The following is a 14,481-nucleotide window of genomic DNA, read 5'->3' as shown; positions in this document are numbered from 1 at the left end:
CGCCAGGGACCAGAGTGGACCCTAGCGTGTGTATATATTTAGTTGGAAACATATCGCCGGGATGGCTGTCAAGCCGTGGCGATCAGACGACGCGCTGGTAGCGGTTCCCGGGCAACGTAGCGATCTCGCCTTCGAGCTCCAGCATCAGCAGCATCGAGGAGAGGGCTCCGGGGGATAGACCGGTGACGCCCACCAGGGTGTCCAAAGAAGCGGGATCGTAACCCATGGCGTCGAGGAGGCGGCGATATTCCTCATCCTGGCGCCAGTCGAACGGCCCTTTCCGGGCCTTTGGCGCCCCCGCGGCCGGGGGATCGAGCCGGCGGCGCAGCTCGGCGCCCAGCTCCATGGCGGCCGGTGCCAGTGCCGCCAGAATCTCATCGGGACGCTGGACCAGCCTCGCCCCGTCGGCGATCAGGGCATGGCAGCCCTCGGCCAGCCGGTTGTGAATGGAACCTGGCAGGGCGAACACCTCCCGGCCCTGCTCCCCCGCCTGTCGGGCGGTGATGAGGGAGCCGGACTTTACCCCCGCCTCGATCACCAGCACGCCCAGCGACAGGCCGGCGATGATGCGATTGCGCTGCGGGAAGTGAAACGCCTGGGCATGCGTGCCGGGCGGATATTCGCTGACGATGGCACCCTGCTCCGCGATACGTCGGGCCAGGGCATGGTGCTTGCGCGGGTAGACCCGGTCGGGCCCGGTGCCGATCACCGCGATGGTGGGCTGGCCTGCGTCCAGTGCCGCCGCATGCGCCGCCCCGTCCACGCCGTCGGCCAGGCCACTGGTCACCAGCAGGCCGCCGCTTGCCAGCTCGCTCGCAAACCGGGCGGCGTTGGCCAGTCCGGGAGCCTGCGCCTGCCGGGCGCCTACGATGGCCACCTGGGGGTGCAGCAGCAGCGAGGCATCGCCCTTCACGAACAGCGCTGCCGGGGGATCGGGCATGGCTTCCAGTTGGGGCGGGAAGTCCTCGTCGATGCAGCGGAGCAGGCGGTGGCCGGCTCCCTCGATCCACGCCAGGTCGGCTTCCAGGGTCGCTTCGTCGGGATGGGCGAGCCAGCGGCGCCCGTCTTCGTCGAGGGCTTCTTCGTGCCGTTGCAGCCAGGCCAGCAGCGGACGTGCCCCGCCGCGTACGACAAGGCCTTCACGCAGGCGGCGGGCACTCAGCCCCGGGGTACGCAGCAAAACGAGCCAGTCGCGGAGATCGGTGGAATCGGTCATCCGGCCAGTCTAGGCGAGCCCGGGGCCACCCGGGGCACCCGCGCCAGCCGCCACGGGACTGGCGCAAGGCCGGCGCAACGGGTCAGCCTTGCCCGCAGGCGAAGCGCTTCACTCTGGAAGCGACAGGCGGTCGCCACGATGAACCGGGCGGAGCGAGTCCATCACCAGGGCGTAGCTGACATGGTCGAAGGTGCGGAAGACCATCAGGTGCCCGGCAAACTCGTCGGGCAACTGGACCGACGGCGAGCTGTCGCGCCGATAGGTGTTGCCCCCCACGTCGTCGGCGATGCTGTCACCCTGCGCCATGATGGTGAAGGTCGTACCGTTGTCGACGCCGTCGGCCGAACCAGCCGAAATGGCTACGACCTGCATGGCGCCGACGGCATTCTTGGCGTCGCTGAAGGCGATCACACGCGGATCGGCCGGCATCGATTTCGGCGCATGCGGGTAGAAATACGGGTCGTAAGGCTTGTCGTCGACCGGCATCAGGCGGTCGCCCTTGCGGACTTCGAGCGTCGAATCCACCAGTACCAGGCTGGCCACGTCACCCTTGGTCGCGATCACTTCGGCCGTACCGATCACCGAGACTTCCACGCCACGATCCTGGCCGGTGCCCCAGTGGGTATCGTGGATGGTGTCTTCCATCCAGGGCGAGGGATAGGCCGTGACATCGTCGTCCAGTTCGTCGGCGACGAAGGAACCCTGGCCAGGCCGGGTCAGTTCATCCACATGGCCCTGCCCCTCGTGCTGGCGGAAACGCTGGGTGGGGCGGACGATGGCCCAGCGCTGGCCCGGCTGTGCCGAGTCGAGCTTGCGGGCATACATCTTGTTGCCGGGCGCGGCGCGCAGGCGGTTTTCCTCGAAGCCCACCAAGTAGGGCGCGCGCTTGACTGAGTCGGCACTCATGACCCTCAGTTCCTTGAGGAAGGTACGCAGATTCGCCAGGGGAATGGCCGAAATGGGCTCTCCCTCCGGGCGCACACGTGGCTCCAGGCTGATGCGCGGCGTATTCGTGCCATCGAGGGACAGGTTCAGCACGTCGCCGGGATAGATCAGGTGCGGGTTGCCCACCTGCGGATTGGCCTGCCAGATTTCAGGCCAAAGCCATGGCTTACTCAGGAACTTCGCCGAAATGGCCCACAACGTGTCGCCCTTGCGGACCGTGTAGGTATCGGGATGCCCGGGGCGCAGCTGGGATGCGGCCGCGTAGACGGCCACGGTAAAAAACATGCCGCCCAGCAGCATGGCGAACTTCTTGATCATGGTGGGATTTCCCCCTCCCCGGTGCTGTGGCGAGTTTAGCTGAATCGACCACGCGCGCACTACGCAGGCCGCTCGCCCGGCCTGCCGCTCACGCGTAGAATAGGCGGCCATCCTACAAGGTCCATCTGCTTGGATTTCGCCGACTTGCCCGCATTTTGCAGGCCAAGGGCGCCGCAGTGGGCCACGCAACGATCAAGGTGACACCGTGTCCACCCTCACCATCCTGGAATTCCCCGATCCGCGCCTGCGTACCAAGGCCGCGCCGGTCACCACGTTCGACGATGCGCTGAAGCAGTTCGTCGCCGACATGTACGAAACCATGTATGCCGCCAACGGCGTCGGTCTCGCCGCCACCCAGGTCAACGTGCACCAGCGCGTACTGGTAGCCGACATGAGCGACGACCGCAGCGAAGCCCTGGCACTCATCAATCCCGAGATCCTCGAAAAGGACGGCCAGCAGGTCTACCAGGAGGGCTGCCTGTCGTTCCCCGGCATCTATGCCGACGTGACGCGCGCCCTCAAGGTGAAGGTCAGGGCGAACGACGTGAACGGCAATGAGATCGTGGTCGAGGCCGAAGGTCCGCTGGCCGTATGCATCCAGCACGAGATGGACCACCTGGCCGGTAAGGTCTTCGTCGATTACCTCTCCCCGCTCAAGCGCGGCATGCTGCTGAAGCGGATGGAAAAACAGCGCAAGGCCAGCGCCTGAGCATGGGCCTTCGTCCCCTGCGCGTGGTGTTCGCCGGAACACCCGACTTTGCCGTGCCCTGCCTCGAAGCCTGCCGCGCCGCTGGCGCCGAGGTCGTGGCCGTCTACACGCAGCCCGACCGCCCTGCGGGGCGAGGCCGCAAGCTGGCGGCCAGTCCGGTAAAGGAAGCCGCGCTCGCCGCCGGCATCCCCGTGGAACAGCCAGAATCCTTCAAGGCCTCGGCCGACCGTGACCAGCTGGCCTCCTACGCCCCCGACCTCATGGTCGTGGTGGCCTACGGGCTGATCCTGCCGCGCAAGGTGCTGGCCATCCCGCGCCTGGGCTGCTGGAACGTACACGCCTCCCTGCTGCCCCGCTGGCGCGGTGCGGCGCCGATCCAGCGCGCGATCCTGGCGGGCGATGCCGAGAGCGGCGTCGATCTCATGCAGATGGAAGCCGGCCTCGACACCGGCCCGGTACTGGTCGAACGGCGCACGCCCATCGCCGCCGACGAAACCGGCGGCAGCCTGCACGACCGGTTGTCCGCCCTGGGTGCCGAAGCTCTTGCCGAGGGCCTGCGTCGCACGATGGACGGTGAGACGCTGGTGCCGCGCACGCAGGCCGGGGAGGGTGTCGAATACGCCCACAAACTCGACAAGACCGAGGCGAAGCTCGATTTCACCCGGCCGGCCATTGAACTGGAGCGCAAGGTCCGCGCCTTCGACCCCTGGCCGGTCGCCGAAGCCGAAGTGGCCGGCGAGCGCCTGCGCATCTGGTCGGCCCGCGCCATCGCAGCCGAAGGCCATGCCACGCCAGGCGAAGTGATCGCCTCGTCGCGCGAGGGCATCGATATCGCCTGTGGCGCTGGCGCCCTGCGCCTGCTGGCCGTACAGCGTGACGGCGGACGCCGCATCGGTGCAGCCGATTACCTCAACGCTCGCCCGGAGCTGCGGAAGGCCGCTTCGTGAGCAAGGCTCCTTCCGTTCGCGCGCTGGCGGCACAGGCGCTGGCGGATATCGCCCTGTCCGGGCACTCCCTGCGCGAAGTGGCCGACCGCGCGCTGCCCCGGTTGCCCGACGCACGCGACCGCGCCCTGCTCACCGCACTGCTCAACGAAGGCGCCCGCTGGTGGCCTCGCTTCGACGCGGCACTTGATCGCCTGCTGGACAAGCCGATCCGTCGCAACGAACCGGTGATCCACGCCCTGCTGGTCACGGCGCTGGTCCAGCTGGAAATCCTCGAACTGGCCGAATACGCCGCCGTTGCGGCCACCGTGGAAGCCGTGCGCGAACTGCGTCGCCCGCGGCTGGCCGGCCTCACCAATGCCGTACTGCGTCGATGGCTGCGCGAGCGCCAGACCCTGCTTACCGCCCTGGATGCAGAACCCGCTACCCGGCACGCCCACCCCGCCTGGCTGGCTGCCGCGATCGCCCGCGACTGGCCCGACCAGACCGACGACGTGCTGACGGCGGCCAATCGCGAGCCGCCACTCATGCTGCGCGTGAATCGCCGGCGTGCCGAGCGGGCCGTCGTCGCCGACGAACTGCGTGCCGCGGGACAGCAGGTCGAACTTCATCCCTGGCTTGCCGACGGCCTCGTCCTTCCGCACAGCACCGACGTCACCCGCTTGCCGGGCTTTGCCGAAGGTCGTTTCGCCGTACAGGATGGCGCGGCACAGGTACCTGCCGACCTGCTTGCCCTCACGAACGGCCAGCGCGTGCTGGATGCCTGCGCCGCCCCGGGCGGCAAGGCGTGCCACGCACTTGAGCGAGCCGATGTCCATCTGCTCGCCGTGGAAGCCGATGCCCGTCGCGCGCCGCGCATCCGCCAGAACCTCGACCGGCTGGGCCTGCATGCCGAGGTCGTCGTGGGCGACGCAGGCGATACGAGTGCATGGTGGGACGACCAGCCCTTCGACAGGATCATGATTGACGCTCCCTGCTCGGCGACGGGAGTCATCCGGCGCCGGCCGGATGTCCGTCTTCACCGCAGGGAGGCGGACATCGCCGCCCTCGTGGCGCAACAGTCCCGCATCCTCGCAGCGTGCTGGAAGACGCTCGCCCCGGGCGGTCGCCTGCTTTATGTCACCTGCTCAATCCTTCGATGTGAAAACGAAGGGGTGATCGAAGCCTTTCTCCGCAACCACGCGGATGCAGCGGTGCTAGCCGTCGCCCTTCCCGCCGGCCAGCCGGCCGCCATCGGCTGGCAGGTGTTGCCAGGCGACGGGGACCTCGACGGAATGTATTACGCCCTCCTGGAAAAGAGCGCCAACTGAACGAGATCAGCGGCATGGTCATCCGAAGCGACAGGCCGGTGATGTAACATCGACCCGCATGCCGGGCTCCGGCGGCACCGTACGGCTGCCTGCATTCACGTGGCCGCGGTTTTCCCGACGGGCGTTGATGGAAAGAACACGCATGACCGCAGCCACCACGGCCGCCGAACCTGGTTACACCTGGCGTACCGTCCTGCTGAGCGCCCTCGTCGCCCTCGTGCCCCTGGCCGTTTCCGTACCCTACAAGCCGAAGGCGCTGCTTCTGCTGGGCCTGCTGGTGACCGGTATCGTGTTTCTCGTGCGCAGGCCGGACACCCGTCTTCGCTACCGGCTGGCCGGGGCCATGGTCGCGGTATGCCTGCTGCGCTTCGTCTACGCCATCGCCAACATCGCCTGGCACAAGCTCGGCTGGGGAGAGCTCGACCTCCCGGCGCAGACGCTGCTGTTCCTGGGCATCGCCGCCGTCTTCACCGTTCCCCTGGACTGGCGCCTCATCTGGAACCTGTTCGCCCTGGTGACGCTTGTGCTGGGAGGCTCGTGCATCGTGCAACATCATGTCATGGGCGTCGAACGTGCCTACGGCATCAGCGGTGGCGAATGGAGTGCCATCGAATTCACCATGGTCACGCTGTGCATGGTGCTGTTTTCCGTCATCCGGCTTATCCAGCCGGAGGTGTCGCGCCTCGAGCGCTGGCTGCATGCCGTCGCCGTCGGTGTGGGCGCCTATGGCGCCATCCTCACGCAGAGCCGTGGGCCGATGATCGCCTTCGTGCCGGCCTTGCTCGTCGTCATCGCCATTCATGTGCGACGCACGGGCCACTGGCGTGGCGCGCTGGTCTTCATCGGCATCCTCGCCGTGGGTGTCGCCGGTACCACGACCGTGCTCGACCACAAGGTCATTCACCGCTTCGGCGAAGTCAGCGGCGAAATATCCACCTTCAGCAAGGACAACACGGCCGGTCCGGTGCGGGAACGCCTTGCCATGTGGGAGGGTGCGCTGGCCGCCTTCAGCGAGCATCCGATCGCCGGCGTCGGCCTGGATCAGTTCGGCGTCTATTCGCGGGCCCGCATCGCGCGGGGCGAGGCCTCTGAAACCATCGCCAAGTACGACCACCCCCACAACGAATACCTGGAGGCCGCCGCAGCCGGAGGCCTTCCGCTGCTGGTCATCATTCTGCTGCTGTTCGTCCTGCCCGTCGTTCACTTCGCAAGACGCGTCGACAGCCCGGACGAATGGACGGCCACGCTGGCTACGGGCGGCCTCGCCCTGGTCATCGTTTATGCCCTTTCCGCCATGACCGACAACGTCTTCTACCGGGCCATGCCGCATTCGGTCTACCTCTTCCTCACGCTCGGTTTCATGCTCGCAACGGCACGCCCGGTGCGTGTCGCCCTGCCGAGGGGAGCGGCGGCGTAATGGCTCGCGTACACCTGCTCGCCTGGGACAACCAGCGCGGCCTTTCCCACGACATCGACGTGGTCGAGAAAGCCTTACGCGACCTGGGTCACGAGGTCACCGTCACTCGCCTGGGCTCACGCCGGCACGACGGCGCATGGCGCCTTCGCGGCATGCGTGCACGCATGCAACTGCGCTCATGGCTCAGCTTCGGAAAGCGCCCCGCCCGCTTCGACGTGAACCTCTCGCTCGAACACGTACGCCCTGCCAGCTTCGGCCTGGCCGATCTCAACCTGCTGATGCCGAACCCCGAGTGGGTTTCCTCGCGCAGCCTGCGTTACCTGCCCCGCTACGATGCACTGCTCACCAAGACACACGAAGCCACGCGCATCTTCGAGTCCCGCGGACTCCGGGCCATCGAAATCGGGTTCCGCAGCCGTGATCGTCACGACCCCACCGTGGCACGCAAGCCACGGTCGTTCCTGCATGCCGCAGGCTCCAGCCACCTGAAGGGCACCGCCACGCTGGTGGAGGTGTGGAAGCGCCATCCCGAATGGCCACTGCTCACCGTGCTGCGAGCCGGCCCTTCGGCCGAGGATGACGGCGGTGCCTCCAACCTGCGCATCGTCCGCGAACGGTTGTCCGATGAAGATGTGCAGCGGCTGCAGAACGAGCATACCTTTCACCTGTGCCTGTCGCAGACCGAAGGCTGGGGACATTACCTGGTGGAGGCGATGAGCTGCGCGGCGGTGGTGATCGCCTGCGATGGCGCGCCCATGAACCAGATGATCAACGAGAACCGAGGTATCCCGGTAGCGGCCCGCGAAGGCGAGGCCTACCATCTCGCACGCACCTGGCATGTGGATGAAGCCGCACTCGAACAGGCCATCGAGCGCGCCCTTGCCATGGGCGATGACGAGCAACGCACCCTCGGCGCCAACGCCCGGGCGTGGTATCTCACCAACCAGATTGCCTTCCCGGCACGCCTCGGTGCGGCGCTAGACTCGTTTGACTGATCCGGCCCGCACATCGGGCGGCGGCGTGGCGAATTCGGCAAGATACTGATCGAGGCCCAGCTCGCTGCGCACCAGCTTGCGCCGGCGGGTGTCGTCGAGGATGCGGTCGTTCGGGTTGTCGATGATGTTCTTGCGCGTGCGGTGGTACAGGTGCGTGGCCAGCCCGCTGAAACGCATCTCGCGACGCTGCAACCCCATGTGATACGCCCGGTGCACCAGCTCGGTGTCCTCGCGACCCCAGCCGGTCATGGTTTCGTTGAAGCCGTTCAGCGCCAGCAGGTCGTCGCGCCAGAAACCCATGTTGCAGCTCTTGATGCCACGCGTCTTGCGACCCGGCTTCGCGTACAGGCGCGCCAGCCACGGCAGGCGCAACGTATGCCGGCGTCGCTCGATACCCGGGGAGAAGAACGTGGCTCTCACCGAGCCGTCGGCCAGCATGCGTTGCGTAAGCGGCTCATCGCTGAGCACGCGCGAGCCCTGCACGTAGCAGCCCTTCATGGCGAAGGCCTCGTGGTCGGCCACGAAGTGCGGTTCGGCCACCATGTCGCCATCGAGCAGGATGATGTAGTCACCGGTGGCCGCGGCAATGGCCCGGTTGCGGGCCCGGCTCATCCGGGCGCCGTCGTCCGGCTGCCACAGGTGGACCAGCCGCATCGGGAAGCTGGCCGCCACGCGCTCGATCATCTGGCGTGTCTCGGCACGCGAGCCATCGTCGGAGACGATGACCTCGTCGGGCAGGCGGGTCTGACGAGCCAGGCCTTCGAGCACGCGCTCCAGGGCAAGGGGCCAGTTATAGGTGAGGATGGCGACGGAGATGCGCATGATCGCCGAAGAATAGCCGTTTCCGTCCGGGCCCGGGAGCGATTCGGTTAGACTTCGCCGATGGCGAGCCTCCCCCTGACCCTAGTCGTTATCACCTACAACGAGGCGCATACGATCGCCCGTTGCCTGGACAGCGTGCCCTTTGCCGCCGAGAAGGTGGTGGTGGACAGCGGCAGCACCGACGATACCGTGGCCATCGCAAAGGCCCACGGCGCCCGCGTGGTCCACCAGGACTGGCTGGGCTTCGGCCCCCAGCGCAATTTCGCCACCACCCAGGCCAGCCATGAATGGCTGCTGGCGCTGGATGCCGATGAATTCCTCTCGCCCGAACTGGCCGCCGAACTGGAAGCCGCCCTGCCGGCCATCCAGGCCAGCGGCGATGCCGCGGCGTACCTGCGCCGGCGCACCATCTACATGGGCCGCCCCATGCGCTGGTACCGCCCGGCCATGGGCGAGAAGATGGCCCGCCTGTGGCACCGCGACCGCGCCCGCTGGACCGACGCCCGCGTGCATGAATCGCTGCGCTTCGAGGGCGCCTCGCGCACCTTGCGCGCGCCCTTCGACCACGTGAACAACCCCAGCCTCGTCGAGAAGCAGCTGAAGGTGCTGCGCTATTCCGAGCTGAAGTGCCGCGACTGGTACGACAAGGGCAAATCCACGCGCATGTGGCAGACCCCGTTCGTGTTCTGGCTGGCCTTCATCAAGGACTACTTCTTCCGCCTCGCCTTCCTCGACGGCTGGCGCGGTTTCATCATTGCGCAGACGGCCGCCAGCTACGCCGTCTACAAGCGCATGCGCTACTACGAAATGCGGCACAACCCGGTCTCCCGCGACTCGGCCGCCACCGCCCTGCATCGCCACGGACTCGACCGGGGCTCGGACACCACGACATGAAGAAGCACTACCTCCTCTACGGATCGGAACGCTACGCCCTGGCCATCCTGCGCCCGCTGCAGGACGCCATCCGCGCGCGCGGCCACGAGGCCGCCTGGTTCTTCGACGGCCCCGGTGGCGAAGACCTGGTGGACGGTGAAGTCTGGCTGCGCACCACCGAGGAAGTACGTCGCTACAACCCCATCGCGGTGGTCACCTCCAGCAACGCGGTGCCGCATTTCTTCCCGGGTGTGAAGGTGGAAACCTTCCACGGTTTCGATGCCGGCAAGCCGCGCCACATCTATATCCGCGGCTTCTTCGACCTGTACTGCACCACCGGCCCGCGCGACACGAAGTCATTCGGCGAGATCGCCGCACAGCTCGGCCATTTCGCCGTGAAGGAAACCGGCTGGCCCAAGCTCGACCCGTACATGGGCGACATGGGACGGCGCCCGGTGCCCGACGTGCGCAAGCCGCCGGTGATCCTCTACCACTCCACCTTCTCGCCTTCGTGGAGTGCCGCGGAAATCCTCTACGACAAGGTGCGTGAGCTGTCGCGCGATGGCCGCTATCGTTTCGTCGTCACCTTCCACCCGAAGATGAACCCGGAGACGACGGCCAGGTTCCGTGCGCTGGAAAACGACTACCTGCGCTTCGCGGACAACGACAACATCCTTGAACTGTTCAGCGAGGCGGACATGATGTGCTCCGACACATCTTCCGCGCTGAACGAGTTCCTGCTCACCGGCAAGCCGGTGGTCACCTTCAAGAACCGTCGCCCCGGCCCACAGCTGATCGACATCGACGATCCGGCGCAGTTCGAGCCGGCCATCGAGCGCGCGCTGTCGCGTCCGCCCGAGCTGATGCAGGCCATCGATGATTACGCCAATGCGATCCATCCCTATCGCGATGGCCGCTCCAGCGAGCGCGTGCTCGACGCCATCGACGCCTTCATTGCCGAAGGTGCGCGTAACCGGCGCCGCAAGCCGCTCAACCTGTGGCGAAAGCTGAAGATCCGCAAGCGCATCGGGTATTGGGGACCGGCCTGAACCAATGCCTCTGCACGCTTCCACCACGGGGTAAGCGGTAGGACTGCAGTCAGCCAAACCGGGCATGACACGTTAGACTGTTCATGATCTTTTAACGGTGACGACGCCCTTGTCCTACAGCGCCTATACCCGCTCGGAACACCTTCGTGCCCTATGGCCATGGCTGCCCCTGTGGACAGCCATGGCCCTGCTTGCCATCTTCGCGCACGGCCCCATGCCGATGTTCTCCACGCGCACTCTGGCCGTGGCCTGGGAAATGTGGGCGCATGGCCACTGGCTGGTGCCGCATATCAACGGCGAGCCATACAGCGAGAAGGTGCCGCTGCTGTTCTGGCTGATCCACGCCGGCTGGGCCGTATTCGGCGTCAGCGACGTGTGGCCACGCGTACTCGAAGTCATCTTCGGCGGTGCCCAGCTGGTGCTGGCCTCCGTGCTCGCCAGCCGGCTGTTCCCGGGGCGCCCCTGGGTAGCCAAGGCCACGCCGTGGCTGTTGATGGCGCTGTCGTACTCGTTCCTGTTCGGCCTGCAGATCATGTACGAGGTGCTGCTCGTCGTCTGGGTGCTGGCCGCGCTTGTCTGCCTCACGCCCACGGCCACGCGCGCGCAACCGCGCTGGTGGCTGTTCGGCCTCCTCATCGGCGCCGGCCTGCTTACCAAGGGCCCGGTGATGATCGTGCACGTGATCTTCCCATTGCTGTTCGGCCCGCTGTGGAACGACTGGGCGCGACAGAACAAGGCCCGCTGGTATGGCTTCGGCATGCTGGGCCTGCTGCTCGGCTTCGCGATTTTGCTGGCCTGGGCGCTTCCGGCCGGAGAAGCGGGCGGCGAGGCCTACCGCCAGCGCCTGTTCTTCACCCAGACCGCCGGCCGTGTCGTCGACAAACACACCCACGGCCTGCAGAACCACGCCCGCCCGGCCTGGTATTACCTGATGTTCCTGCCGGTGATCGCGTTCCCGCTCAGCGGATGGCTGCGCGGCATCGTGGCGCTGCCCACGGCACTGCTGCGCAAGCCCTGGCGACCGGGCACCGGCATCGCCGTGTGGATCACGGTGGCCTCGCTGGTGTTGCTGCTGATCTCCGCAGCGTTCGCCCACTTCAATACACGCATCGAGCAGGCGCTGGTCATCCTCGCCTTCGTGCCGCTGTTCGTCGCGCTGATGCGCCAGCCGCTGGAAACCGGCCTGCGCTTCCTCATCGCGTGGCTGTTCCCGGGCCTGCTCGTCTTCTCGCTCATCAGCGGCAAGCAGCTTTACTACCTGCTGCCCGAGCTGGCCGGCGTGACGATGCTGGTGGCCGCCTCCGTGGCCGACCTGCGCGAACGCCACAAGGGCATGGCCTCGCACTACGCTCTGGGCACCTGGCCGCTGTCGCTCGGCGCCTTCCTGCTGGCGATCGGCCTGTTCGCGATGCCGTCGGTGGTGCCGGCGCGCTTTGCGGACAACATGTGGCTCACCAGCATGGCGCCGTATGCCCGCTTCTTCGCCGTGATCTTCGTGGTGCTGGGCGCCCTGCTCCTGCTGCGCGGTCGCGGCGAGATGCGCCGCCTGGCCTTCGCAGGCCTCATCGGCACCGTGGCGCTCAACGCACTGTTCACCATGGGCCTGTGGTACCGCTACGATCTCGCCCCCGCCTCGGCCTACCTCGCTCAGGCGGACGCCGCCGGTCGCCCCATCGGCAACCTCGGCACGGAATACAACGGCCAGTACCACTTCGCCGGCCGGTTGATGCATCCCATCGCGCGGATCAACAACGTCCCGGGCATGTCCAATCCCGCCGACGACGATGACGACGACGAAGTGCATGACGGCGACAGCCTGGAAGACTTCGCCCGCCATCACCCCGACGGCCTGATCGTCTCCTACGCCAAGCACCCGCCGGCCGAGGCCTTCCGCTACGCCCGCCTGATCCAGCCCTCGCGCACCGGCTGGCTGATGATCTGGGACGCGGACACGCTGGAAGCACTGCAAAGCGGCCGTGAACCATCGGAGCCGAAGCAGCCCACCCTGCTGTATCCACAGGAATACTGGCGGACGCGGACGGCACTGCGATGAGCGATCCCCTCGTCGAACGCCTGCGTGCGCAGATCGGCGGCCCCCGCGACGGGGCCCTGCTGCGCTTTTCCATCGGCAACGCGCTGCTCGGCGAGGGACAGTATCTGGAGGCTTCGCACGCCTTCCGCGAGGCCCTGGTGTTCGACCCGGCCTATTCGGCGGCGTGGAAGCTGCTGGGCAAGGCCCTGCTGGCGAAAGACGACGAAGCCGGCGCCGCCGATGCGTGGCGCAAGGGCATCGAAGCCGCCGCGGCACGCGGCGACAAGCAGGCCGAAAAGGAAATGACCGTCTTCCTCAATCGCCTGGCGCGAAAGGGTTGATCGTCCGGTAGGGGTCGGCACGGTCGTAGGCGGTATAGCGCTTGTAGTGCCACTGGTACTGCGTGAAGGCGCGCTCCACGCACTGCTCCACGCCACGGTTCAGCGCCGCGCAGGCCAGCTTGAGGTCGGTGCTGTCGATGCCTTCGGGCGCGGGCAGTACATGGATGCGAAAGCCCCGGCCCTCCGGCAGCCGCTCGGCGAAGCTGAAAAGCACCGTGGCCCCGGTGCGCGCGGCAAGCCGTGGCAAGAGCACCATGGTCAGCGCATCCACTCCGAAGAACGGCGCAAACTCGCCTTCGCCCTCGCGCGGCTTCTGGTCTGGCAGTATCCCCACCGTGCCACCGGCACCCAGGCGCTTGAACAGCGTGCGCACCCCCGCGCCCTCGGCACGCACCTGTTCCGGCGCCAGCTTGCCGCGCACCTTGCGCAGCAGGGCCTCGATGGCCTCGATGCGCGGCGGCCGATACAGGATCGCCATGGGCGTCTTGCTGCACAGCCAGTAGTTCAGCAGCTCCCAGCAGCCCAGGTGCGGCGCGGCGATGATGACGCCCTTGCCCGAAGCCAGCGCCGCCTCGAACAACTCACCACCGACCACCTCACGCACGAGCCCGAGCGATGTCTCGGCACCACCGCCCCAGATGGCGGCTACTTCGGTCACCGAGCGCCCGGAGTCTTCCATCGTCTCCCTGAGCAGGGCGGCACGCGCCGCTTCCGTCAGTTCCGGACGGGTGAGCTTGAGGTTCACCGCCGTGTAGCGCGCGCTGCGCGAGCGCGAGGCCAGCGAGCGCCGGCCGATCCAGGCGCCGGCCGCGTGGATCGTACGCAGGGGCAGGAAGCTGACGAGGCGCAGCAGGAGATAGAGGAGGTAGATATCCGGACGCATCCGGGGAAGTTTAGGAGAAGGGCGCCGGGAAGTGGGGCGCAGGCAGCGCAGCGCGTTTTATTGAACGAATGACCACCCCGGGCATCCAGGCCGCTGTGAACCGAATCGCCCGGGGCGCGTTCCTCCCTTAAGCTATGGCGCCATCAGCCGCTACGGATTTCCATGATTGCACTGATCCAGCGCGTCGAATCCGCGCGAGTCGATGTGGACGACGAGACCGTGGGCGCCATTGGCGCCGGCCTGCTTGCGCTCGTGGCGGTGGAGCCCGGCGACGGCGAAGCCCAGTGCCAGCGCATGCTGGAGCGCCTGCTCGGCTACCGGGTGTTCTCCGACGCGGAGGGCAAGATGAACCTGAGCCTGAACGACACGGGCGGCGGCCTGCTGCTGGTGAGCCAGTTCACCCTGGCCGCCGACACCCGCAAGGGCATGCGCCCCAGCTTCACCAGCGCCGCCCCGCCCGAAGAAGGCCTGCGATGGTTCGATCACCTGGTCGCCCTGGCCCGGAAAGCCCACCCCGGGGTGGAAACCGGCCGGTTCGGGGCCCATATGAAGGTTCACCTGATCAACGATGGCCCGGTCACCTTCCGTCTGGAGGTGCGCTGAGGTCATCCCATGGGGCGAAAGGCC

At 67.1% G+C, this 14,481-nt stretch carries 14 protein-coding genes; 10 read left to right on the top strand and 4 right to left on the bottom strand.

Annotation, left to right across the window (positions count from 1 at the left end; translation table 11 throughout):
* Positions 1–82 precede the first annotated feature (82 nt).
* Complete coding sequence (dprA, locus tag HBF25_RS02130) at positions 83–1,216, bottom strand: DNA-processing protein DprA (RefSeq protein ID WP_166946100.1); 1,134 nt, start codon at positions 1,214–1,216, stop codon at positions 83–85.
* 108 nt (positions 1,217–1,324) lie between these two features.
* Positions 1,325–2,479 (bottom strand): LysM peptidoglycan-binding domain-containing protein, encoded by a 1,155-nt coding sequence (locus HBF25_RS02125; protein ID WP_166946098.1) that lies wholly within the window; start codon positions 2,477–2,479, stop codon positions 1,325–1,327.
* 205 nt (positions 2,480–2,684) lie between these two features.
* On the opposite strand from HBF25_RS02125, the gene def reads away from it, so the two are divergent.
* From def to HBF25_RS02100, 5 genes are all read left to right on the top strand, one after another.
* Positions 2,685–3,188 (top strand): peptide deformylase, encoded by a 504-nt coding sequence (gene def / locus HBF25_RS02120; RefSeq protein ID WP_166946096.1) that lies wholly within the window; start codon positions 2,685–2,687, stop codon positions 3,186–3,188.
* Between the two features lie 2 nt (positions 3,189–3,190).
* On the top strand, positions 3,191–4,135 hold the full coding sequence (gene fmt, locus HBF25_RS02115) for a methionyl-tRNA formyltransferase (RefSeq protein WP_208392368.1): 945 nt from the start codon (positions 3,191–3,193) through the stop codon (positions 4,133–4,135).
* The gene (gene rsmB, locus HBF25_RS02110) at positions 4,132–5,442 is read left to right on the top strand and encodes a 16S rRNA (cytosine(967)-C(5))-methyltransferase RsmB (protein WP_166946094.1); all 1,311 of its coding nucleotides are present in this window, start codon (positions 4,132–4,134) and stop codon (positions 5,440–5,442) included. Before fmt ends, rsmB begins: the two co-directional genes overlap by 4 nt.
* A 142-nt stretch (positions 5,443–5,584) precedes the next feature.
* Positions 5,585–6,859 carry an O-antigen ligase family protein gene (locus HBF25_RS02105; protein ID WP_166946092.1) on the top strand — a complete coding sequence of 425 codons (1,275 nt, stop codon included), beginning with the start codon at positions 5,585–5,587 and terminating at the stop codon, positions 6,857–6,859.
* Complete coding sequence (locus HBF25_RS02100; RefSeq protein ID WP_166946090.1) at positions 6,859–7,854, top strand: glycosyltransferase; 996 nt, start codon at positions 6,859–6,861, stop codon at positions 7,852–7,854. The genes HBF25_RS02105 and HBF25_RS02100 overlap by 1 nt, the downstream gene beginning before the upstream one ends.
* On the opposite strand, the gene HBF25_RS02095 is transcribed toward HBF25_RS02100, so the two are convergent.
* Positions 7,837–8,676 (bottom strand): glycosyltransferase family 2 protein, encoded by an 840-nt coding sequence (locus tag HBF25_RS02095; RefSeq protein ID WP_166946088.1) that lies wholly within the window; start codon positions 8,674–8,676, stop codon positions 7,837–7,839. The two genes, HBF25_RS02100 and HBF25_RS02095, sit on opposite strands and share 18 nt — an antisense overlap.
* A 60-nt stretch (positions 8,677–8,736) precedes the next feature.
* On the opposite strand from HBF25_RS02095, the gene HBF25_RS02090 reads away from it, so the two are divergent.
* From HBF25_RS02090 to HBF25_RS02075, 4 genes are all read left to right on the top strand, one after another.
* Positions 8,737–9,570 (top strand): glycosyltransferase family 2 protein, encoded by an 834-nt coding sequence (locus HBF25_RS02090; protein WP_166946086.1) that lies wholly within the window; start codon positions 8,737–8,739, stop codon positions 9,568–9,570.
* The gene (locus HBF25_RS02085) at positions 9,567–10,598 is read left to right on the top strand and encodes a CDP-glycerol glycerophosphotransferase family protein (protein WP_166946084.1); all 1,032 of its coding nucleotides are present in this window, start codon (positions 9,567–9,569) and stop codon (positions 10,596–10,598) included. The genes HBF25_RS02090 and HBF25_RS02085 overlap by 4 nt, the downstream gene beginning before the upstream one ends.
* Positions 10,599–10,707: 109 nt before the next feature.
* Positions 10,708–12,651: an ArnT family glycosyltransferase gene (locus tag HBF25_RS02080; protein WP_166946082.1), complete on the top strand. Its 1,944-nt coding sequence runs from the start codon at positions 10,708–10,710 to the stop codon at positions 12,649–12,651.
* Positions 12,648–12,971 (top strand): hypothetical protein, encoded by a 324-nt coding sequence (locus HBF25_RS02075; RefSeq protein ID WP_166946080.1) that lies wholly within the window; start codon positions 12,648–12,650, stop codon positions 12,969–12,971. Before HBF25_RS02080 ends, HBF25_RS02075 begins: the two co-directional genes overlap by 4 nt.
* On the opposite strand, the gene HBF25_RS02070 is transcribed toward HBF25_RS02075, so the two are convergent.
* Positions 12,946–13,854 (bottom strand): LpxL/LpxP family acyltransferase, encoded by a 909-nt coding sequence (locus HBF25_RS02070; RefSeq protein WP_166946078.1) that lies wholly within the window; start codon positions 13,852–13,854, stop codon positions 12,946–12,948. The genes HBF25_RS02075 and HBF25_RS02070 overlap by 26 nt on opposite strands.
* Positions 13,855–14,016: 162 nt before the next feature.
* Here HBF25_RS02070 and dtd point away from each other — a divergent pair, with 162 nt between their 5' ends.
* Positions 14,017–14,457: a D-aminoacyl-tRNA deacylase gene (gene dtd / locus HBF25_RS02065; RefSeq protein WP_166946077.1), complete on the top strand. Its 441-nt coding sequence runs from the start codon at positions 14,017–14,019 to the stop codon at positions 14,455–14,457.
* Positions 14,458–14,481 lie beyond the last annotated feature (24 nt).

It is taken from the genome of Luteibacter anthropi (genome assembly GCF_011759365.1).
GTDB classification, from domain to species: domain Bacteria; phylum Pseudomonadota; class Gammaproteobacteria; order Xanthomonadales; family Rhodanobacteraceae; genus Luteibacter; species Luteibacter anthropi.
The sequence above is the reverse complement of the archived record's forward strand: the minus strand, read 5'-3'. Positions and strand labels throughout refer to the sequence as shown.